The 20718-nt window shown below is 66.3% G+C and carries 18 protein-coding genes; 9 read left to right on the forward strand and 9 right to left on the reverse strand.

What is annotated here, in order from left to right:
• Window positions 1–28 precede the first annotated feature (28 nt).
• The 3 genes from Q0Z66_RS07795 (at window position 29) to Q0Z66_RS07805 (ending at window position 3336) form a co-directional block, all read left to right on the forward strand.
• Window positions 29–1429, forward strand: a complete 1401-nt coding sequence (locus Q0Z66_RS07795; RefSeq protein WP_298039854.1) for a glutamate decarboxylase — start codon at window positions 29–31, stop codon at window positions 1427–1429.
• A 76-nt stretch (window positions 1430–1505) separates the two neighbouring features.
• Entirely contained in the window at window positions 1506–2192 is a 687-nt protein-coding gene (locus Q0Z66_RS07800; protein ID WP_298039857.1) for a hypothetical protein, read from the forward strand.
• Between the two features lie 61 nt (window positions 2193–2253).
• Window positions 2254–3336 (forward strand): linear amide C-N hydrolase, encoded by a 1083-nt coding sequence (locus tag Q0Z66_RS07805; RefSeq protein ID WP_298039860.1) that lies wholly within the window; start codon window positions 2254–2256, stop codon window positions 3334–3336.
• Window positions 3337–3385: 49 nt separating this feature from the next.
• Here Q0Z66_RS07805 and Q0Z66_RS07810 read toward each other — a convergent pair whose 3' ends face one another.
• Window positions 3386–4210, reverse strand: a complete 825-nt coding sequence (locus Q0Z66_RS07810) for a multidrug DMT transporter permease (RefSeq protein ID WP_298039863.1) — start codon at window positions 4208–4210, stop codon at window positions 3386–3388.
• 263 nt (window positions 4211–4473) lie between these two features.
• Between Q0Z66_RS07810 and Q0Z66_RS07815 the strand changes: the two genes are divergently transcribed.
• The 5 genes from Q0Z66_RS07815 to Q0Z66_RS07835 all read left to right on the forward strand — a co-directional run bounded on the left by Q0Z66_RS07815 (window position 4474) and on the right by Q0Z66_RS07835 (window position 12955).
• Entirely contained in the window at window positions 4474–6645 is a 2172-nt protein-coding gene (locus tag Q0Z66_RS07815; RefSeq protein ID WP_298039866.1) for a YhgE/Pip domain-containing protein, read from the forward strand.
• Complete coding sequence (locus tag Q0Z66_RS07820; RefSeq protein ID WP_298039868.1) at window positions 6642–8816, forward strand: YhgE/Pip domain-containing protein; 2175 nt, start codon at window positions 6642–6644, stop codon at window positions 8814–8816. Before Q0Z66_RS07815 ends, Q0Z66_RS07820 begins: the two co-directional genes overlap by 4 nt.
• 30 nt (window positions 8817–8846) lie before the next feature.
• Entirely contained in the window at window positions 8847–10175 is a 1329-nt protein-coding gene (locus Q0Z66_RS07825; protein ID WP_298039871.1) for a threonine/serine exporter family protein, read from the forward strand.
• A gap of 22 nt (window positions 10176–10197) precedes the next feature.
• Window positions 10198–10404, forward strand: a complete 207-nt coding sequence (locus Q0Z66_RS07830) for a hypothetical protein (RefSeq protein ID WP_298039873.1) — start codon at window positions 10198–10200, stop codon at window positions 10402–10404.
• A gap of 253 nt (window positions 10405–10657) precedes the next feature.
• Complete coding sequence (locus tag Q0Z66_RS07835) at window positions 10658–12955, forward strand: glycoside hydrolase family 3 N-terminal domain-containing protein (protein WP_298039876.1); 2298 nt, start codon at window positions 10658–10660, stop codon at window positions 12953–12955.
• A 48-nt stretch (window positions 12956–13003) separates the two neighbouring features.
• On the opposite strand, the gene Q0Z66_RS07840 is transcribed toward Q0Z66_RS07835, so the two are convergent.
• Entirely contained in the window at window positions 13004–13606 is a 603-nt protein-coding gene (locus Q0Z66_RS07840; protein WP_298039878.1) for a GNAT family N-acetyltransferase, read from the reverse strand.
• Between the two features lie 36 nt (window positions 13607–13642).
• Between Q0Z66_RS07840 and Q0Z66_RS07845 the strand changes: the two genes are divergently transcribed.
• Window positions 13643–14011, forward strand: a complete 369-nt coding sequence (locus Q0Z66_RS07845) for a PLD nuclease N-terminal domain-containing protein (RefSeq protein WP_298039881.1) — start codon at window positions 13643–13645, stop codon at window positions 14009–14011.
• Here Q0Z66_RS07845 and Q0Z66_RS07850 read toward each other — a convergent pair.
• The 7 genes from Q0Z66_RS07850 to Q0Z66_RS07880 are packed head-to-tail and all read right to left on the reverse strand — an operon-like array spanning window position 14008 to window position 20708.
• A complete protein-coding gene (locus tag Q0Z66_RS07850) occupies window positions 14008–14979 on the reverse strand; it encodes a DUF1731 domain-containing protein (RefSeq protein WP_298039884.1) in 972 nt (323 codons plus the stop codon). The genes Q0Z66_RS07845 and Q0Z66_RS07850 overlap by 4 nt on opposite strands.
• Complete coding sequence (locus Q0Z66_RS07855; RefSeq protein WP_298039886.1) at window positions 14976–15593, reverse strand: DUF4166 domain-containing protein; 618 nt, start codon at window positions 15591–15593, stop codon at window positions 14976–14978. The genes Q0Z66_RS07850 and Q0Z66_RS07855 overlap by 4 nt, the downstream gene beginning before the upstream one ends.
• Window position 15594: 1 nt before the next feature.
• Window positions 15595–16650 carry an NYN domain-containing protein gene (locus tag Q0Z66_RS07860; protein ID WP_298039890.1) on the reverse strand — a complete coding sequence of 352 codons (1056 nt, stop codon included), beginning with the start codon at window positions 16648–16650 and terminating at the stop codon, window positions 15595–15597.
• Window positions 16643–17644 (reverse strand): Gfo/Idh/MocA family oxidoreductase, encoded by a 1002-nt coding sequence (locus Q0Z66_RS07865; protein ID WP_298039894.1) that lies wholly within the window; start codon window positions 17642–17644, stop codon window positions 16643–16645. Before Q0Z66_RS07865 ends, Q0Z66_RS07860 begins: the two co-directional genes overlap by 8 nt.
• Before the next feature lie 4 nt (window positions 17645–17648).
• Window positions 17649–18707, reverse strand: coding sequence for an LLM class flavin-dependent oxidoreductase (locus tag Q0Z66_RS07870; protein ID WP_298039896.1), 1059 nt, complete (start codon window positions 18705–18707; stop codon window positions 17649–17651).
• A gap of 13 nt (window positions 18708–18720) precedes the next feature.
• A complete protein-coding gene (locus Q0Z66_RS07875) occupies window positions 18721–20013 on the reverse strand; it encodes a PLP-dependent transferase (RefSeq protein WP_298039898.1) in 1293 nt (430 codons plus the stop codon).
• Window positions 20010–20708, reverse strand: a complete 699-nt coding sequence (locus tag Q0Z66_RS07880) for a hypothetical protein (protein WP_298039901.1) — start codon at window positions 20706–20708, stop codon at window positions 20010–20012. Before Q0Z66_RS07880 ends, Q0Z66_RS07875 begins: the two co-directional genes overlap by 4 nt.
• Window positions 20709–20718: the final 10 nt, after the last annotated feature.

Raw genomic sequence — 20718 nt, forward strand, 5'->3', positions numbered from 1 at the left:
CCCGCTGTCATTCCCGAGAGGAATACTCATGTCAGAACGTTTCCGCATCGCCTCCGAGCAGAGCTCCGAAGCTTCGGTCGAACTCGCCCCGGTCTTCACACGCCCCGGAGAGGCATCCGTTCTCCCCAAGTTCAAAATGCCCACCAGCATGATGGAGTCGGACACGGCCTATCAGATCGTGCACGACTCGGCGATGCTCGATGGCAACTCCCGTCTGAACCTCGCCACGTTCGTCTCGACGTGGATGGACCAGAACGCGCAGAAGCTGTATGTCGAAGCAGCCGACAAGAACATGATCGACAAGGACGAGTACCCGGCGACGGCGGAGATCGAGGACCGCTGTTGGCGGATCATCGCAGACCTGTGGAACGTCCCGAACCCGGATGACACGATCGGCACGTCGACCATCGGGTCCTCCGAAGCCTGCATGCTCGGCGGACTCGCGCTCAAGCGCCTGTGGCAGGAGCGCCGCAAGGCCGAGGGCAAGTCGACCGAGAAGCCGAACCTCATCCTCTCCGCCGGCGTCCAGGTCGTCTGGGAGAAGTTCTGCAACTACTGGGATGTTGAAGCCCGCTACGTGCCGGTCACCGAGGATCACCTCGTGCTCGACGGCTTCGAGCTCGAGAAGTACGTCGACGAGAACACGATTGGTGTCGTCGCGATTCTCGGCCAGACCTACACCGGCCTGTACGAGCCGGTCAAGGAGATCGCGGCCAAGCTCGATGAGATCCAGGCCAACACGGGCATCGACGTGAAGATCCACGTCGATGGTGCGTCCGGCGGCATGGTGGCACCGTTCTGCCAGCCCGACCTCGAGTGGGACTTCCGCGTCGACCGGGTCAACTCCATCAGCACCTCCGGACACAAGTACGGGCTCGTCTACCCGGGTGTCGGCTGGGTCGTCTGGCGCAACAAGGCCGTCTGCCCGGAGACGCTGATCTTCCACGTCAGCTACCTCGGGGGCGACATGCCGACCCTCGCGCTCAACTTCTCGCGCCCGGGCGCACAGGTTCTCCTGCAGTACTACCAGTTCCTCCGCCTGGGCCGCGAGGGCTACACGGCGATCCAGCAGGGCTCGATCGACGTCGCAACCTACCTGTCCTCCGAGATCGCGAAGCTGCCGGACTTCGAGCTCATCAGCAAGGGCGACACGATTCCCGTGTTCGCCTGGCGCTTGACCGGGGGGGAGCGCAACTGGGACCTCCACGACCTGGCCGACCGACTTCGCATGCGCGGCTGGCTCGTTCCGGCCTACCCGATGCCCGATGACATCGCCGACATGATCGTGCAGCGCATCGTCGTCCGCTCGGACCTCAGTAAGGACCTCGCCGGCACGCTGCTGACCGCGATCAAGGAAGAAGTCGCATTCCTACAGAGCCTGGACTCGCCGCTTCCCCGTGAGGCGAAGCGGACGGCCTTCGCGCACTGATGACTGAGTGCCCTGGTGGTGGGCGTCGTGTATCGGCGCCCACCACCGGTGGCAGCCGACCCGAACGGAATCATCGATGACCACGATGCACAGCGCGAAAGCGCCCTTCCTCACACCGACTCTCACCAAGCAGAGCATCTACTTCATCATCGGAGGCTCGCTCTTCGCGATCGGATCGGCCGCGTCGATCTGGGGATTCGGGAGCGTCGCGTTCACGAACTGGGTGTGCTTCATCGGCGCCTGGTTCTTCACGACCGCCGGTCTCTTCCAGCTTTTCCTCAGCGGGGATGCGACGGTGCGTTTGGGCGAGGGGCAGGGCAGGGCATTCCGCGCTGAATGGTTGGCGGCCGCCACCCAGAGCTTCGGCACCATCCTCTTCAACGTGAGCACGACCACGGCGCTCACTGCGAAGAGCGTTGCCGTCGAGAAGCATTTCGTCTGGAATCCGGATGCCGGCGGCTCAGCGGCCTTCCTCATCAGCGCGTTCTTCGTCTACGTGGCCTTCTACCGGGATGAAGATACTCTCTGGGGGCCGAAGCAACCCGGATGGTGGTCCGCGCATGTCAACATGATCGGCTGCATCGCGTTCGGAGTCTCGGCGGTGGGAGCGTTCATCCTGAATGACGGTTCCACGAAGAATGCCGGAATCGCCAATTGGGGAACGTTCATCGGTGCGCTCTGCTTCGTCGGGGCATCCGTCATCGCACTACCGCAGATGCCGTGGAACCGCGCACAGCAGTTCTCGCGGCCTGTTGCCGCATGAAAATTTTCACGACCACTTGACGCTGCGTTCCCGCAGCATCAGAAGAAAGGGATCCCAACACATGTGCACACGAGTACTTTGGCCCGATGCGAATGGCGCAGTCATCGTCGGCCGAAACATGGATTTCCACATGGATCTGCTCACCAACCTGTGGAAGATGCCACGAGGAATCGAGCGCAAGGACGGCGCCAACGGAAAGCTCACGTGGACGTCCAAATACGGCAGCGTCATTGCGACCGCATTCGACCTGATCGCCACGGACGGCATGAATGAGGAAGGCCTCGCCGGACACATCCTGTGGCTGGCGGAATCGAATTATGGCAAGCCGGAGGAATCCGACCTGCAGCTGAGCCAGTCGGTCTGGCTACAGTACTACCTCGACAATTTCGCGACGGTCGCGGAAGCAGTGGAGTGGACCACGGCGAACGATGTGCGCATCGCGCAGCTCTTCGACCCGACCGGACACATGGTGCCGGCGCTGCACCTCGCGCTGAACGATGCGACCGGGGATTCGGCGATCATCGAGTACACGGATGGCAAGGCCGATGTCTATCACAGCCGTGATTACAAGGTCATGACGAACTCCCCGACCTTCGACAAGCAGCTCGAGCTCGTCAAGGAGATCGACGGTCTCGGAGGCGAGAAGCCGCTTCCCGGCTCGACCCTGGCATCCGACCGCTTCGCCCGTGCCTCGTACTATGTGGAGCACCAGGTGCAGCCGAAGACCCAGCTGCAGGCGATGGCGGCGATGTTCAGCATCATCCGCAACGCCGCGCAGCCCTTCCGCACACCGGAGCCCGGCAAGCCGGACGCCTCGCAGACGATCTGGCAGGTCGTGCTCGACCTCACCAACAAGCGCTACGTCTTCAGCTCGACCAACCGTCCCAACATCGTCTGGGTCGACTTCGAGAAGATGAGCTTCAAGGAGGGCACCGAGATCCTCAAGCTCGACCTGATCAGCAAGCTGTCCCTCGAGGGCGGCCTCGCCGGCGACTGCAGCCACAAGTTCGAAGCGGTCGGCGAGCTCGGTCTGGACCTCGTCGAAACCGGCCGTCAGGCACTCGAGTTCGTCGCGCGCAAGCAGGACGAATTCGCTCAGCTGGCCAAGGGGCTCAAGGCCCTGAAGCCCTCGCTCGCAGGCTGACCCCAGCACCTGCGTTCAGGGGAGTAGGCGTCACCCGAGAAGGTGGCGCCTACTCTTTTGCCGTCGGTGCGGGGGAATCCTCTGCGGCGCCCTCTTCGCGAGCGAGGAGGAAGACGCCGATCGTCGCGATGATTCCGGCTGCGGCGATCGCGAGGAGCGACCAGATGGGTGCGTTCGTCGCCTCATGCAGGATCACGATGCCGATGAAGACGGAGACGGCGGGGTCGATGACGGTGGTGCCGGCGACGACGACATCCGAGGGATTGCACGTGTATGCCTTCTGCACGAAATAGATGGACAGGCCCGATGCGACGCCGACGCCGAGGAGGCAGAACAGCGTCAGGATGCCTTCGCCGTCCAGGCGGAAGCTGTGCCCGGCGAAGTCGGCCTGCACCCGCAGGATCACGGTCTTCCCGAGAGCTGCGACGAAGGCGGAGAAGAGACCGCCGAACAGCACATAGATGATCGGCGTCAGACGCGAGGTCGCCTTGCCGATGAGGAAGACAGCGCCGGCGAGCACGAGCGCGACGCACAGTGCGATGAGGATGCCGATGAGCTCGGCATCCGTGATGGCCTTCTGCTTGCTCACCTGCGAGGCGATGATCACATACGCGACGACGCCGATCAGGCTGAGCGATACCGCGCGGTAGATGCCGCGCGTGGGCATCGTTCCGGTCGCCTTCGCTCCGAGGAAGACGGCGAAGACGAGGGCGAGGATGCCGATGGGCTGAACGAGCATGAGCGGCGCGAAGGCGAGGCTGGAGATCTGCAGCAGGATCGCTATGCCGTAGAAGGCTGTGCCGAGCAACCAGATGGGAGTGCGCAGCATGGTGAGGAACAGTTTCCGGCTGCCCGTATTCGCGGTGGCGACCATGACGCCTTTTGCCTGCCAAAAATTGCCGAATGACAAGGCCCCGGCCGAGAGAACCGCTAGACCGATCCCCAGCAGATGCATGGTGGTGTGTGACAACAGAATCCCTCTCAACGCTGGACGGCCGCGGGCGGAGTCAGTCTATCCATGCACGCGCGCCGAATTCGGTCGGCTTTTTCTGCACGCCGGCGACCGAAGAATATTTCTGCCACTAGGGTAGTGCGCAGAAGTGCTGAGAAAGACCGGATGCGTTGAGGGGCGATTGAATGAGGAATGTTTGGCGAGTTCTCAAACGCGATGTGAAGCGTCTTGTGCGAGTTCCTCTTGCATTAGTGATCATCGGCGGAGCGCTCATCACCCCCTCTCTGTACGCCTGGTTCAACATCACGGCATTCTGGAATCCCTTCGACAACACGAAGGATCTGAGCATTGCGGTCGTCAATCTCGATGAGGGCGCATCGAATTCGCTCGTGGGCGAGATCAACGTCGGCGACCAGCTCGTCGCGAAACTGAAGGATAACGACGACCTCGGCTGGCACTTCCTCTCGGAGGAAGCAGCGATGGACTCCGTGCACAGCGGCGAGAGCTTCGCCGCCTTCGTCGTGCCGGCGACCTTCTCCGCCGATCTACTCAGCATCACCACCGGCGACTTCACCCAGCCGAAGCTCCTCTACTACGTGAACGAGAAGGAGAACGGCGTCGCACCGGAGATCACCGATACCGGCGCCACGACCCTGCAGACGCAGGTCACGGATGCCTTCACGCAGCAGGTCGCCGAAACCGTCGCCACCGCGATCCGCGAGGGCGGTGAAGTGGCCGAGGAGGACCTCGCGGCTGCCGAGTCCCAGGTCATCAGCGATCTGCAGGCGGTATCCGCGGTGATCGCCCAGACACGCGGGACGCTGGGCGCGCTGGAGGGCAAGATCAGCGACGCCCGTGCGGGGCTGCAGCGCAGTGAGGGCGTCTTCGGTGAAATCGACGTCGTCCTCGGTGATGCGCAGACGACGCTCACCGATGTGAACGCGCTCGCCGCGAGCGCGCAGAGCGAGCTGCTGCGCCTGGCGGGCGAGGCGACGACCGGCTATGTGATCGGATCGGCCGAGGTGGGGCAGGCCGCGTCCGGCGCGCTCGAAGCCGTCGGACGCGTGAGTGCAGCATCCAGTGCGATCCTCGCCGCTGTCCAAGCGCAGCAGGCGATCCTCGGACAGTCCGCGGTGCTGATCCAGGGACTCGACCAGCAGCTCGCCCAGACGGCGACCGCTCTGGGGAGCCTCGATGAGAGCCTCGCCGCCGTCGAGGGCGATATGTCCGTCGCGATCTCCGATCTGCAGACCCTCGGCGGCGTCGCCCTGTTCCAGGACCTCGAGGCGTTGACGAACCTCGATCCGGAGCAGATCGCCGCTTTCCTGGCGACTCCCGTGAAGGTCGACCAGCACACGATCTTCCCGACGCCGGCCTACGGATCGCTCATGGGGGCGCTGTTCATCAATCTGTCGCTGTGGATCGGGGCCTTCGTGCTCGTGGTGATCCTCCGTCTCGATGTCGATGAGGACGAGATCCCCGATCTCACGGAGCGTCAGAAGTACATGGGTCGCTGGTCGCTGTTCGCATGCATCGCTGTTCTGCAGGCGATCGTCCTCAGCATCGGAAACCTCATGATCGGCGTGCAGCACGTCAACGTGTTCGCCTTCACCGTCACTCCGATACTCATCGGCCTGGCGTATCTCAGCGTCATCTACGCGCTGTCGGTCACCTTCGGCTACGTCGGCAAGGGCTTGGCGGTGGTGCTCGTGATCATGCAGATCCCCGGAGCCTCCGGCATCTATCCGATCCAGCTCATGCCGGAGTTCTTCCAGTCGCTGTACCCCTTCTTCCCCTTCACCTACGGCATCGACGCAATGCGCGAGGTGATCAGCGGGTTCGCGGGGATGGCGTACTGGCGCTACATGGGCATGCTGGCGGTCTTCGCCGCGCTGGCGTTCTTCCTCGGGCTCGTGCTCCGTCGGCATTTTGCGAACGTCACCCGGCTGTTCACGACGCAGGTGCGCGACACGGAGCTGTTCACGAGCGAGGACGGCGCGCCGACGGGGCGCGGCTACCGCGTCAACCACGTCCTCCGCGCCCTCGCCGACCGCGCCCGGTACAACGAGCGGCTCGAGAAGCGCGCGCGGCCGTTCGCCCGCTCGTATCGCAGCATCCGTAACGGGATCGTGGCTGTCGGAATCGCGGGGATGCTGATCCTCGCGGCCCTGTCGATGCTGGTGCCGAGCGCCAAGATCGAGTTCGTCGGCCTGTGGATCCTGTGGTTGATCCTCGTTTTCATCGCGCTGGTCGCGCTCGAATACATCCGGTACACGCTGCGGCTGTCGGCTGAGGTGGGGGACATGCCCGAAGAGAGACTGCGCGAGGAGCTGGCGGAATTGGAGTCGAAGCGATGAGGGGCATCTGGCAGCAGTTCCGGTCTGATCTGCGTCGAGCGACCAGCAGTGTGATGGCGGTCATCGTGCTGTGCGGTCTCGTCGTGATCCCTTCGGCGTTCACCTGGCTGAACGTGATCGGCAGCTGGGAGCCGTTCGACAACACGAAGAACCTCAAGGTCGCCGTCGCGAGCGTCGACGAGGGGTACACGAGCCCGCTGATCCCGCTCCACATGAACGTCGGCAGCCTCGTCGAGTCGGCGCTTCGCGCCAATGACCAGCTCGATTGGGTCATCACGACGAAGGAGGATGCCATCGCCGGGACCGAATCGGGGGAGTACTACGCGGCGATGGTCCTGCCGAAGGACTTCAGCGAGCGAATGCTGACGTTCTACACGGCAGGGTCGAAGCAGACGCAGATCGACTACTACACGAACGACAAGTCGAATCCGCTCGCGCCGCTGATCACCAGCGAGGGCGCGGACGACCTCACGGCGAAGATCAATTCGCAGTTCATGAAGGAACTCAGCGATATTGCCTTGAGCCTGGTCTCCTCCATCGCGAAGAACCTCGGCAGCCCCGCATCTGAGGCGGCATTCGTGCGGATCGAGGCGCACATCAGCAGTGTGGCCGTTCAGTTGCGCGCAGCGTCGGGCACGGCGACGATGTTCACCGGCATCCTCGAGGCGAGCGTTCCCCTGGTCGAGGGCGGCGCGAGCCTTCTCGGCACCGTCGAGAGCGAGTTCTCGTCGGCGACCGGCACCGTGCAGGACGGGCTCACGGCCGCAGCCGATGCGGACCAGGCGATCATCCGGGCGAGCGAGCTGCTCGCCGCGGCGTTCCAAGCAGGATCCACGCAGCTGGGCGAGTTCTCCTCGGCAGTGGACCGGGTATTCTCCGGGCTCGACGCCGGGGCGACGACCACCACGAACTCGATCGGCGTCCTGGTCGATGATCTCGGCACGCTCATCGAGCGGCACGAGGAGCTGCGCGCGCGTCTCGTCGAGGACGTGCAGCCGAACCTGCCGGAGGAGGACATCCCCTCTTTCGAGGCCGTGCTCGAGAGCCTCGATACGGCACTCGCGGAAGAGCGGGATCTGCAGGCGAGGCTTCAGCAGGAAGCGGATGCCGTCGTGCAGGGCAACGCCGATGTACAGCAGTTCCGCTCGGACATCGATCAGCGGATCGTCGGGGCGCAGTCGGCGCTCGACAACGCGGGTGCGGTGTTCACAAACGATGTGAAGCCCACCCTGGACGAACTGGCCCAGACCCTCACCGCGGTGAGTTCGGGCCTGGGCGGCATCGCCTCCGACGTCGCCGGACTCGGCTCGACCGCGAGCGGCGTGACGGAGATGCTCACGAACGCCGCGACCGAGAACGGAGAGCTGGCCAGCGCACTGGGGGATGCCGCGGATGAGGCCGACCGCGTCGCCGGGCTCCTCTCGAAGGCGATCGACTCGGGCGACTTCGGCGAGATCAGCAAGATCATCGGATCGAACCCTTCGGTTCTGGCGACCGCGCTGTCGCAGCCGATCGGTCTGGACCGCATCCCGGTGTACCCCGTGGTGAGCTTCGGCGCGGGCATGGCTCCGCTGTACTCCACCCTGTCGCTGTGGGTCGGAGCGCTGCTGCTGTGCGTCACGCTGCGCGTGGCTCCGGCGGAGCGGAAGGACGACACGGAGCCGAAGCTGCAGCTGCACCAGCAGTTCCTCGGACGCTACGGCCTCTTCGCGGTGCTGGGGCTCATGCAGAGCACGCTGGTCTTCCTCGGGAACATCTTCATCGTCGGGCTCGAGCCGGTGCATCCGTTCCTGTTCATGCTCGTCGGATGGGTGACCTCGCTCGTCTTCACGTTCGTCATCTACACGCTCGTCGTCTCGTTCAGCGATGCCGGTAAGGCGCTGGCGGTGTTCCTTCTGGTGATCCAGGTCGCGGGTGCCGGTGGCGCGTATCCGCTCGCGCTCCTGCCGCAGTGGTTCCAGAACGTCAGTCCGTTCCTGCCGGGAACCCACTCGATCGATGCGTTCCGCGCGGCGCTGGCGGGCATCTACCAGGGCGACTACTGGATCTCGGTGCTCCTGTTGCTGGCCTTCGTGCTGCCGATGCTCCTGCTGGGACTGCTGCTGCGCAAGCCGCTGATCGGGGTGAACGGCAAGATGGAGAAGATGCTGCAGTCGACGAAGCTCATGTGATCCGTCCGGCCGATATCGAGGGGGAGTGGAATGGATCTTCGGCGCACACGCGTGCAACGCGCGCTCGCCGTCCTGAAGACGAGCGATGTCGCCGCTCCGACCGGTGAGCAGCATGCGCAGCTGGTCGGAATGCTGGGAGTTCTCGGGCGGATGCTGCTCGCGGGCTCCCAACCGACGAACGAGGTCGCGGCATCCCTGAAGTCGTTGGCGGCGACCTACGGCAACACGGAGCTGCGCGTCATCGTGCTGCCGACCCTGGTGCTGATCGAGGATCCGCGGTCGGAGCCCGTCACGACATCGGTCTTCGACGCGAACCAGAAACCGCTGCGCCTCGACCAGGTCGATGCGATCGAGAGGCTGATCCACCGGGCTGTGGCCGAGATGACGCCGCCGGGTGACGTGGCCGCCGAGATCGGCGAGATCGCCCGCACGCCACCGCGATTCGGATTCTGGGCGTCTCTGCTGGGGCATGTGCTGCTCACCGTCGGTTTCGGGCTCGTGCTGAGCCCCACCCTGCCGGCTCTTCCGCTGTATGCCGCGTCGGGGTTGCTCGTGGGGCTGCTGGTGCTGCTGGGGTCGCGCGTGAGCACGTTGGCGCTGGTCCTTCCCGTGGTCGCGGCCTTCGCGGTCACGGTCGGATCCGGCCTGGTCGCCCCGGAGATGGCGAGCCAGAGCATGCTGAGCCTGGTGACGCCGGCGATCGCCAGTCTGCTTCCCGGGCTCACGCTCACGATCGCCACCGTCGAGCTGACGAACGGCCAGATCATCGCCGGGGCGAGCCGTCTGCTCTACGGGTTCGCGACTCTGGCTCTGCTCGCATTCGGGCTGTATCTGGGCATCGTGGTCACGGGGATCTCCCACCCGCACACGTCTTCTGGCGATCGGCTGGGTGCGTGGGCGCCGTGGGCGGGGATCGTGCTCGTCGCCGTGGGCTATTACCTGTACTCCGTCGCGCCGAGGGGGTCACTGCTGTGGATCCTGTTCGCGCTGAGCATCGCCTATGCGGGCCAGCTCCTGGGGCACATGCTTCTCGGAGCCACGCTGTCCGGACTCGTGGGGGCGCTCATCGCCGTGCCGACGATCTACCTCGTCTCGCATATCGCCCGTGCCCCGCAGCCCGCGGTGATGCTCACCTGCGCCTACTGGATGATGGTGCCGGGAACGCTCGGCTTCATCGGTCTGAGCGAAACGGTGGTCGGCGCGTCCGGCGGCGGGGGAGCCCTGCTGCAGACGATCGGCGGAGTGTTCGCGATCGCGATCGGCATGGTGATCGGAACCGGGATCAGCCGCGATACGGGCGATATCGCGCGAGCATGGCATGGCGGGCGCGGGGCTTCTCATCCGGGTATCCTGGACTGAGCATTCACTACAGGAGGCAGCCGTGATCTTCAGCTTCATCATCTTCTTGGTCCTGTTCCTCGGCGGGCTCCTGCTGATGGGATACGCATTCGACATCGAGGGCTTCGAAGCGCTCATGTTCTGCGCAGGCCTCACGGCCGTCACCCTGTCGATGGCATGGATCATGCGCGAACGCGGTAGCGCGACGCGTCGCGCCGACAACTGGGACGGCGGCCCGTCGGCGCACTGACGCCAGAGCTTCATCGAGCCCGCTGGGATGCTTCGGCCTCCCAGCGGGCTTTTGTGTGCCCGGACACCGGCACGGGGTGAGCAGCAGTGGCATCCGTTTGTCGCCTGTTGCCGCATTCGTGCCGGCTGGGCTCGGCCGTCGATGGGCACAGGGGCAACTGGCGGCAATCGTTTGCTGCTGTGATGACGCTCCCTGAGGCTGAGGGCATTCGGATGCTGATCCGTATGCTGCCCAGTTCGAAGGAGAACTTCCCATGCGTTTTTCCTCCCCGGGAATCCGGAGACGCGCGACGGCTTTCGTCGCGCTCGCTCTGCCCGTCGGTCTCGTCCTCACCGGATGCACCGCCGCGGATGACACCCCCGACGCGGCCGACCTCGAGTCGCGGGTGAAGGAGATCATCACCGTCGACGGCACCGAGTTCAAGGACCTCAACGCGAACGATCAGCTCGATCGCTATGAGGACTGGCGCCTCCCGGTCGAGGACCGTGTCGCCGACCTCGTCGGCCAGATGACGCTCGAGGAGAAGGCCGGGCTCATGCTGATCGACACGCTCAACGCCTCGTGCGATGTCGATTCGAACACCTTCGGCACGGTTCCGGAGCTCGCCGATGACTACATCGGCGAGCAGCTCATGCATCGGTTCATCTTCCGCAACGTCGTCGATGCGGGGGAGCGGGAAGCCTGCGAGGCGGGTGAGGGCGGCTTCGCGACGAATGTGGTCGTCACGCCGTCCGAGGCCGCCGAGTTCATGAATCAGGTTCAGGAGCAGAGCGAGGCGACCCGTCTCGGGATCCCCGTGCTCTACAAGTCCAACGCGCGAAATCACATCGACCCGCAGGCGCGAGCGGGCATCAACGAGTCCGCCGGGGCGTTCGCGGCCTTCCGGAAGGAAGCCGGCATCGCTGCCGCAGCCCTCGGAGAGCAGGCGCTCGCCACCGGTGAAGCGACGGACGGCGATATGACGGTCGTCGACGAGTTCGCAACGGTCATGGGCGATGAATGGGCCTCGATCGGACTGCGCGGCATGTACGGCTACATGGCCGATCTCTCGACCGAGCCCCGCTGGTACCGCACGCACGAGACGTTCACCGAGGATGCCGATCTCGGCGCCAACATCGCCCGCCAGCTCGTCGAATCCCTGCAGGGCGAGGTGGGTGAGGATGGAAACTCCCTGAGCCCCGATACCTCGGTTGCGCTGACGATGAAGCACTTCCCGGGCGGTGGGCCGCAGGATCTGGGCCTGGACCCGCACTATTCGTTCGGTAAGGCACAGGTCTATCCGGGCGACGCTTTCGGATACCACCTCGCGCCGTTCGAGGCCGCGATCGACGCGGGTGTCTCGTCGATCATGCCGTACTACGGCGTGCCCGTCGACGTCACCTATGAGGGCGTGGACTACGACGAGGTCGGCATGGCGTTCTCCGACCAGGTCGTCAACGGTCTGCTGCGCGATCAGATGGGCTTCACGGGCTACGTGAACTCCGACACCGGCATCATCAACGACCGCGCGCGGGGCCTGGAGGACGCGACCGTGCCCGAGCGCGTGGCTGCCGCCATCAACAGCGGAACCGACACGCTCTCCGGCTTCCACGATGTCGCCACCATCACGGACCTCGTCGATGAGGAACTCATCACCGAGGATCGCGTGACGCTCGCGGCGGAGCGGTTGCTCGCGCCGATGTTCGACATGGGGCTCTTCGAGAACCCCTATGTCGACGCAGAGCTGGCGGATGCCACGATCGGCAGCGATGCGCACCGGGAGACGGCGATCGACCTGCAGCGGAAGTCGACCGTCCTCCTCCAGAACTCCGACGGGCTCCTGCCGCTGGGCGGGGACGAGACCATCTACGTGCTCGGCAACGTCGATGCGGCAGCGGTCGAGGCATCCGGTTTCGCCTTTATCGACGGGAACGACCCGGAGGAGTCGCGCACGGCAGCCGATGCCGATGTCGCCCTCGTCTCGATGACCGCGCGCAACGTGGGGACCGATACCTATGCGAGCGATGACCCGGGGACCGGCCTCAACCCGGTGCACGTCAACCCCAGCGTCATCGATGGCGTCACGGGCCTCGATGGGGCGAGTCTCTACGGGGCGGGCGACGCCTGCGTCGCCGCGGGCGCTGAGAAGTGCACGGATACCGGTCTGCGCTTCGGCGGCTCGTTCCCGTGGGAGTCGAGCGTGATCGACTTCACGGGAATGTCCGGCGCCGATTCCTGGGAGGTGACCCCCGCCCTCGACGTCGTGCAGAAGGTGATGGATGAGGTCGGTGCGGAGAACACGATCCTCGACATCTACTTCCGTCAGCCCTTCGTCCTCGACGAGGCCAGTGGCCTGCGCGATGCCGGAGCCGTGATGGCCAACTTCGGAAACTCCACGACGGCGCTCATGGACATCGTCTCCGGCGACTTCGCCCCGCAGGGACGTCTGCCCTTCGCGCTGGCCGGCACGGCCGCCGCTGTGATCGAGCAGAACCCCGACACTCCGGGGTACGACGAGACGGCCGACGGCGCGCTCTTCCCCTACGGATTCGGGCTCACCTACGAGGGCTGACCCGATACGCCCGACGATGCCGCCCGGGACGTTCCCCGGGCGGCATCGTCAGCGTCGGCGTGCGAGGCGTCCTTCGATCGTGGCGCGGACGGCGGGCCACTCGGGCTCGAGCACCGAGTACTCGACGCTGTCGCGCAGCGCTCCGTTTCGATAGCGGGTGATCGCACGCATCACGCCGTCCTGCTTCGCCCCGAGCCTTTCGATGGCCGTGCGCGACTGGTGGTTGACCCACTGCGTCGTCAAACCCACGCGGTACACGCCGAGGGTCTCGAAGGCATGCTGCATGAGCAGGAGCTTGGACTCGGCGTTGGTCCCCGTGCCGTGCGCGGAGGGCCGGTTCCAGGTGTAACCGATGTGCAACCGGGGGACGAGGCCATCGAGATCGTAGAAGCTCGTCATCCCGATGATCCGCCCGGATGCATCGACCGCGGTGAACGGCACTATCTCGCCCTTCTCGCTCAAAGCGAGCCGGCGGGCGATCTCATCGCGCACCTTGTCAGGGGCGGGAACAGAGGTGTACCAGGCCGTCTGCCAGAGGTCTTCCTCCTGAACGGCTTCGACGAGACCGTCGTGATGCTCGGCCGACAACGGCCGCAGCTCCACGAGGGAACCGGTGAGCGTGACGGGCGCGGGCTCGACGAGGAAAGTCATCAGCCCAATCTAGCGACCCTGATCTACTCTGAAGTCATGCCGCTGCTCTCGATTCTCATCTTCGCCGTGACGATCGCGGCGCTGATCGATCTCATCACCCGCGACCAGTCACAGGTCAAGCACCTGCCGAAGATGGTCTGGCTGCTGCTGGTTATCCTCCTGCCCTTCATCGGCAGCGTGCTGTGGTTCGCTGTCGGCCGCGAGTACGGCGAGGGCGGTATCCGCCTGCCGCGCGTCCCGAGGCGGGAGGCGCGTCCGGCGCGCACGGCGGCGCCGACGCAAGCCGCGTCCGCCGACACCCGCACGACCGAGCAGCAGATCGCCGACCTCGACCGCGAGATCGAGGAGTGGCGCTTGCGCGAGGAGATCGCCAAGCGCAAGCGAGACGAATCGGCGAACGACTAAGCGGTCGTTCCGGGGCGGCCGAAGGAATCGGCGAGGGCCGCATCCAGGGTCGGGTATGAGAAGACGAAGCCGGCGTCGGTGAGCGTCTCGGGGAGCACCCATCGGCTCTTCAAGATGAGCTCCGTCTCGGTGTGGATCCCGATCGCACCGATCTCCAGCATCCAGCGCGGCATCGGCGGGCCGAAAGGTGTGCCGAGCGTGCGCCGCACAGCGGCCATGAACGACCGGTTGTCGACCGGATGGGGAGCCGCCGCGTTGATCGGGCCCTCCAGCTCGGGGTGCTCTTCGAGGAAGTCGATGATCCGGACGACGTCATCGAGATGAACCCAGCTGAACTTCTGGGCTCCGCGGCGCGCGCCGGGAAGGTGAGCGGTTCCCGCTTCGCGGCGGGCGCGGGAGACGGGCCACCATCCGTCGTGCTGAGCACCGCCCAGCCCGAGCCGGGCGAGGCCTCGGAGGGGCCCGAGAACGCCACCGTCTCCGAGGACGATCGTGCTGCGCAGCGCCACGCGGCGGGTGCGGGGCAGGTCATCCGCGAAGAGGGCCTCTTCCCAGGCCTTCGCGACCTCGACGGAGAATCCCGTGCCGATCTCGCCGGTCGACTCGGTCTGGGGATGGTCCTCGGCGTGGCGGTAGATCGTCGCCGTCGAGGAGTTGACCCACAGTGCGGGCGGATGCTGCGCTGCAGCGATCGCCCGGCTGAGAGCTGATGTCGTCTGCAGCCGGGAGCGGAAGATCTCGGCCCGGTTCTCCGGGGTGTAGCGGCAGTTGACGCTCTTGCCCGCGAGCCCGATCACGAGGGAGGCGCCATCGACGGCCGCATCGATTCCGGCCTGGTCCTGCCAGGTGAGATCCGCCCCCGACCGGGAGATCGTGACGACCTCGCGCCCGGCGGCCCGATACTTCTCCTGCAGGTGGCGTCCCATGAAACCGGAGGAACCGCCCAGGACGATTCGTCCCTCAGTCATGCGTCCTCCTCGATCCGGTAGGTGAAATCTCCGCTGTATTCGTAGATGCGGCCGAGCAGCGGCATGTCGATCGTGACGGCCACGCGCTGCCGATCGCTCGCATCATCGAAGCTCTCGCGCAGCCGGATGACGGGGGACAGTGCTCGGGGGACCCGGATGCGCCGTCGCCCCAGCCGGACGCCGACGCGGTGGCTCGTGAGCATCAGCGCCCCGTCGTCCACATCCACATCGAAGCTCGCCGCGACGATCGAGGGCTCACCCAGTTCATCCACGATGCGCCCGTGCGGCGTCAGGGAGACGGCGTCGCTCATACGCCACTCCTGTCCCGGGATGAGGAAATCGCGCTCGCCGACCAGGCGTGTCGAGACGAGCCGGTTCGTGATGCGGAAGGGAACCGCCATCTGCCAGCCCGCATAGACGACACCACGATCATGCAGCGGCTTCAGGAAGCGCCACAGCCAGCGCCGCGGTGTGCCGACCCGCCGGAAGACGCCCTCGCCGACGCCGATGCAGCCCTCGGGCAACGGCGAGAAGTAGGAGCGCAGACGGGGGTGCAGCTCGTCGAGGCGACTGCCCAGGGCGCGCGCGTACGGCGAGCGGGGAACATGCTGCATGTCAGCGGTTGCGCAGGCGCACCATGTGGGTCTGCGCGTCGGTGTTGAGCTCGGCCAGTTTGTCCCGCGACTTCAGGAAGTCGGAGAAGGACTTGTACCCCAGGGGCTTCTCGTTGAACGCCGGGTCCATGCGCTTCATGAGGTTCTTGATCGTCGAGCTGTGCAGCCAGTCGTCGCCGTCGCTCTTCTCATGGCCGAGCCCCAGTGCGCGCTCCAGGAGGGCGGTCGCTTCGGTCTGCTCGGGCGTCTTCGGGATGGAGGATCCCGCCTCCTCCTTCTTGGTCGGTGCGGCCTTCGCCGGTGCCTTCTTCGCAGCGGCGCCCGTGGCCGCCGTCTTCTTCGCCGGCTCCTTCTTGGCCGCGTCGGCGGTCTTCGCCTTCGCCGCGGCGGGGGCCGCGGCATCCGTCTTCTTCGCGGCTTCCGCCGCTGCGGGCTTGTCCGCCGTCTTCTTCGCTGCGGGCTTGGCCGCGGCGGGCTTCTGCACGGTGGGGCGACGGATGCCGGGGAGCGAGTCGTAGGAGGTGAACTCATCGACCGCCGCGGCGAGGGACTTCGCCGTGGAGCCGGCGACGCCCACGCCGATCACGTAGCGCCCGAGGCGCTTGCAGCGCTGGGCGAGGGGGACGTAGTCGCTGTCGCCGGCGACGATCACCACGTGCGTGAGATCGGGCAGGCGGAACATGTCTTCCACGGCATCCACCGCGAGGCGGATGTCGGCGCCGTTCTTCGCGTACGCCGCCGCGGGGAACAACTGCACGAGATCGATGGCGCGGGCCACGAGCTGCGAGCGGTAGTCGGCGTTGACGGGCGAGGACCAATCGGCGTAGGCGCGGGTGAGCACGAGCGTGCCGAAGGACGCGGCGTAATCGATGATCGAGCCGACCCCGATCACCGCCTGCGCGAGCCTCTCGGCGATCTCGGGGTCGTCGGGGTTCTCGCTGATGCGCTGGCGGTCCTTGCTGTAGGCGTTGCGGCCGTGCACGCGGTCGTACCAGCTGATGACGATGTTGTCGAAGTCGAGGTAGACCGCCACGCGGGCGTCGGCGTTGTCAGTCATCGCTCGACACCTCGGAGGGGTAGCGGACCCCGATCTGGGTGCGGATCTCGTCGAGCAGACCCATGATCGCGACGCTCTCGGAGATGGGCAGGGCGAGCGATCCGCCGGCCGGGTCGCCATGGAGCACCGCTCCCTCGGCGGCGAAGGCCTGGTACTGCATGCCGCGGCCCTCGACGTGCGATTCATAGCTCTCGCGGACCTCGCCATCGGGACCGACGAGGCGGAAGCCCGTCGGGCAGTACCAGACGCGATCGATCTCGATGCGCGCCTCGGTTCCGATGATCGTCGCGGTGTTGGGGCCTGCGGCGCGCGAGGAGGACAGCGTCGTGGAGACCGCGCCGCCGGCGTGCGTCATGACGGTCGCGATCTCGGCGTCGGCACCCGTCTCGATCAGACGGGCGCTGGCCTGCACGCTCACGGGGGCGCCGAGCACATCCCAGACGAACGACAGGGGGTAGATGCCGAGGTCGAGCAGGGCCCCGCCGCCGAGCTCCAGCGCGTTGAGACGGTGCGCGGGGTCGGAAGGCAGCAGCTGCGTGTGATCGGCCATCACCGCGCGGATCTCACCGAGAGCACCGGCGGCGAGGATCTCACGGATGCGGACCATGTGCGGCAGGTACCGTGTCCACATGGCCTCCATCGCCATGAGGCCGCGCTCGGCGGCGAGGCGCTGGAGGTCGTCGGCCTCGGCACGGTTGACGGTGAAGGCCTTCTCGACGAGGACGTGCTTGCCGTTCTCGAGGGCGAGTCGGGCATCGGCGTGGTGCATCGGATGCGGCGTCGCGACGTAGACGATATCGACATCGGGGTCCGCGACCAGCGACTCGTATGAGCCGTGGGCGCGAGCGATGCCGAACTTCTCGGCGAAGGCATCGGCGGATGCCTGCGACCGTGAGCCGACCGCAACGAGGTCCAGACCCGCGGTGCGCAGATCGGACGCGAATGCATGGGCGATGCCGCCCGTTGCCAGGATTCCCCACCGAAGACCAGTCATGATCTCAGCGTAGAGCAGATGACAGCGCCTCCTGCGGGACGAGCGGGAAGACCTGCTCGGCGATGCGATCGAGCTCCTCATCCAGGGGCGACGCCTGGATGAGCAGCAGATCGATTCCGGCATCCGCGTATTCGGCGATCCGCTCGGCGACCTGCTCGGCGGTTCCGACGAGGTTGGGGCGCAGACCGCGGGTTCCGACGGAGTATTCGCGGCGGCTGACCTCGAGCGAGAGGTGCGAGTTCGCGCGGAACTGCTCGAACGATGCGTAGCCGGGAGAGTTCTGATCGACGGTCGTGATGCGCTCCAGCTCGCGCAGCGCCTCGGCCTCGGTGTCTCGGACGATGACGTAGGCCGGCATCCCGAACTCGGCGATGGGACGGCCGTGGATGCGTTCGGAGCGAGCGTTCATGTCGGCGACGTTGCGGCGGGCTTCGTCGAGGGTGCCGCCGTGCATGACGTAGGCGCCGGCGAAATTCGCGATCGCCTCGCGGCCGGCATCGCTCTCGCCTCCGGCGAAGACGATCGGCGCGGCGGAGGGCTTGGGCTCGACGATCGTGCCTTCGAGTCGGTAGTGCTCGCCGGCGTAGGAAAACGGGGTCGATGACCAGAGGCCCTCGAGCACCTCGACGAACTCGCGCGCCTGGTCGTAGCGGGCATCGTGCGCGGGGAAGTCGCCGCCGAACTGGCGAGCCTCCTCCGCCCACCAGGCGGCGACGACATTGAGGGCGATGCGTCCCGGGGCGATCGTGTCGAGCGTGGAGACGGTCTTGGCGAGCACCGCGGGAAGGTGGAAGCCCGGGCGGACGGCGGTCATCACGCGCAGGTGATCGGTGACGGCAAGGATCGCGGCGGACAGCGACCAGGCCTCCAGGCTCGGAGCCTCCACGCCCTTGCGGTCGTTGAGGTACAGCTCGGGGACGAGCGTGGTGTGGAATCCGAGCCGGTCGGCCTTCACCGAGACCTCGCGGATATGCTCCCAGGTCGCGGCCATCCGCCCCTCATCCGTGACGTTGCGCAGGAAACCACCGTAGACGGGGGTCCAGTATCCGAGATTGATGCCCATGATTCTCCAGAGGTCAGGCGTGCGCGAGAGCGCGGTCGAGGTCGGCGATCAGGTCGGCGGGATCTTCCAGCCCCGCGCTGAGCCGAATGGTGTTGAGGGAGATCCCGGCGGCGGCGCGCTGCTCGGCGCTCAGGTGCGAGTGCGTCATGGATGCCGGGTGGTTGACGAGGCTGCGTGCATCGCCGATGTTCGCGACGAGCCGGAACACCTCGAGAGCGTCGATGACGGTCGCCACGCGCGGGTGCGGGAAGGCCTCTTCTGCGCCGACGAGATCGACGGAGAACACCGAAGGGGCGCCGTGCGGCAGATAGCGCTGGGCGAGGCCGTGCCAGGGGTTGTCCGCCAAACCCGGGTGATGGACGGCGGCGATCTTCGGATGCTGCGCGAGGTGTTCCGCGAGGATCAACGCCGTCGCCGATTGGCGGGCGACGCGAAGATCGAGCGTCTCGATGCCCTGCAGGATCTGCCACGCGTTGAACGGCGACAGGGAAGGTCCGAGATCATGCACGTACTTGGTCTTGAACAGCGGGACGAACGCCCGGCCGATGCCGAAGCGCTCCTGCAGCACAAGATCGCCGAAACGCGGATAGGGGCGGGTGAACTGCGGCCACTTCTCGGGCTCCGCGCCGAAGTCGAACGTGCCGAGATCCACGACCACGCCGCCGAGCGAGGACCCGTGTCCGGCGAGGAACTTCGTCGCGGAGTGCACCACGAAGTCTGCGCCGTGCTCGACAGGGCGCACGAGATAGGGCGTGCCGACCGTGTTGTCGATCACGAGGGGAATGCCCGCTCCCTGCGCGATGTCGGCGATGGCGCGGAAATCGAGAACCTGCGCGATGGGGTTCGCGACGGATTCGGCGAACAGGACGCGCGTCTCGGGGCGGATCGCCTGGCGCCAGGCATCCGTGTCGTCCTGATCGACGAAGGTGACCGGGATGCGGAGATCCGCGAGCGTGTCCTGCAGCAGATCGACCGTTCCTCCGTAGAGCTGCTCGGCGGCGACGACATGCCCGCCGCGACCGACGAGGGCCAGCAGCGTCAGGGCGACCGCGGCCTGTCCGGAGGCGACAGCGGCGGCCGATGCACCGCCCTCGAGAGCGGCGACGCGCTCCTCCAGGATGAGCTGCGTGGGACTCGCGCTGCGGCTGTAGAGATTCCCCGGGGTGCGAAGCGCGAAGACATCGGCCGCATCGGCGAGTGAGGCGAATTCGTATGCGGCGGTCTGGTGGATCGGAGGCACCGCGCTGTTCTGCGGGACGGCGGCGTCATAGCCGGTCTGCACCTGAGCGGTGGAGAACGCACTCACGCCGTGAACTCCGGCGACCGTGCACCGACCGGGACCGGCTGCACGATCAGTGCGCGCGGATCGCCCGTGCGCAACCGCTCCAGCCACAGCACGATGGTCGCCGCCACACTGCGGTGCGAGGCGTCGTTGAGGGCATCGTGCAGACCGTCGACCGTCTCGTGGAGAGTGAGATCGGGGACCGCGCGCAGTGCCTCGACCGCCTCCTCGAACGGAGAAACCGGATCGGCGCCGCCCTGGAACGCGATCACCGGCACACCGATCGCGGCCAGGTCCGCAGCATCCGGCAGGGAATCGGAGACGCTGTGCGACGATCGGGCGGCGTCGGTGGCCAGAACCCCGAGATGCAGCGGGCAGGCCGTGCGCTGAGCATCATCGGGTGCGTCGGCGAGATCGACGACGAGGCCCGCGATGATCGCAGCATCCGCCGTCGCACCCTGCGCGAGCACCCGCAGCACCGACGACGCACCGGCATCGGAGCCGGCGAGCACGCGCACGCCGCCCTCGACGATGCCGAGCCAGGATGCCGCGGCCTCCGCATCGCCCTCGAAGACGGCGACCGAGTACCCATCGGCGCTCAGGCGCCGGCCGAAGCGCTCGTAGACGGGGGCGCGCTCGCCGCGTCCCGTGACGAGGGCGATCGTGCCGCGCACGCGCTCGGCCGGCCAGAGGGCGGAGGGGGAGAAATCGGTGCTCATGCGGTCCATG

Source organism: uncultured Microbacterium sp., from assembly GCF_947632095.1.
GTDB lineage: Bacteria > Actinomycetota > Actinomycetes > Actinomycetales > Microbacteriaceae > Microbacterium.

Bases quoted from the DNA above. Each gene is read 5' to 3' on its own strand.
- Q0Z66_RS07795 (WP_298039854.1), top strand. From the start codon at position 29: ATGTCAGAACGTTTCCGCATCGCCTCCGAGCAGAGCTCCGAAGCTTCG.
- Q0Z66_RS07800 (WP_298039857.1), top strand. From the start codon at position 1,506: ATGACCACGATGCACAGCGCGAAAGCGCCCTTCCTCACACCGACTCTC.
- Q0Z66_RS07805 (WP_298039860.1), top strand. From the start codon at position 2,254: ATGTGCACACGAGTACTTTGGCCCGATGCGAATGGCGCAGTCATCGTC.
- Q0Z66_RS07810 (WP_298039863.1), bottom strand. From the start codon at position 4,210: ATGGTCGCCACCGCGAATACGGGCAGCCGGAAACTGTTCCTCACCATG.
- Q0Z66_RS07815 (WP_298039866.1), top strand. From the start codon at position 4,474: ATGAGGAATGTTTGGCGAGTTCTCAAACGCGATGTGAAGCGTCTTGTG.
- Q0Z66_RS07820 (WP_298039868.1), top strand. From the start codon at position 6,642: ATGAGGGGCATCTGGCAGCAGTTCCGGTCTGATCTGCGTCGAGCGACC.
- Q0Z66_RS07825 (WP_298039871.1), top strand. From the start codon at position 8,847: ATGGATCTTCGGCGCACACGCGTGCAACGCGCGCTCGCCGTCCTGAAG.
- Q0Z66_RS07835 (WP_298039876.1), top strand. From the start codon at position 10,658: ATGCGTTTTTCCTCCCCGGGAATCCGGAGACGCGCGACGGCTTTCGTC.
- Q0Z66_RS07840 (WP_298039878.1), bottom strand. From the start codon at position 13,606: ATGACTTTCCTCGTCGAGCCCGCGCCCGTCACGCTCACCGGTTCCCTC.
- Q0Z66_RS07845 (WP_298039881.1), top strand. From the start codon at position 13,643: ATGCCGCTGCTCTCGATTCTCATCTTCGCCGTGACGATCGCGGCGCTG.
- Q0Z66_RS07850 (WP_298039884.1), bottom strand. From the start codon at position 14,979: ATGACTGAGGGACGAATCGTCCTGGGCGGTTCCTCCGGTTTCATGGGA.
- Q0Z66_RS07855 (WP_298039886.1), bottom strand. From the start codon at position 15,593: ATGCAGCATGTTCCCCGCTCGCCGTACGCGCGCGCCCTGGGCAGTCGC.
- Q0Z66_RS07860 (WP_298039890.1), bottom strand. From the start codon at position 16,650: ATGACTGACAACGCCGACGCCCGCGTGGCGGTCTACCTCGACTTCGAC.
- Q0Z66_RS07865 (WP_298039894.1), bottom strand. From the start codon at position 17,644: ATGACTGGTCTTCGGTGGGGAATCCTGGCAACGGGCGGCATCGCCCAT.
- Q0Z66_RS07870 (WP_298039896.1), bottom strand. From the start codon at position 18,707: ATGGGCATCAATCTCGGATACTGGACCCCCGTCTACGGTGGTTTCCTG.
- Q0Z66_RS07880 (WP_298039901.1), bottom strand. From the start codon at position 20,708: ATGAGCACCGATTTCTCCCCCTCCGCCCTCTGGCCGGCCGAGCGCGTG.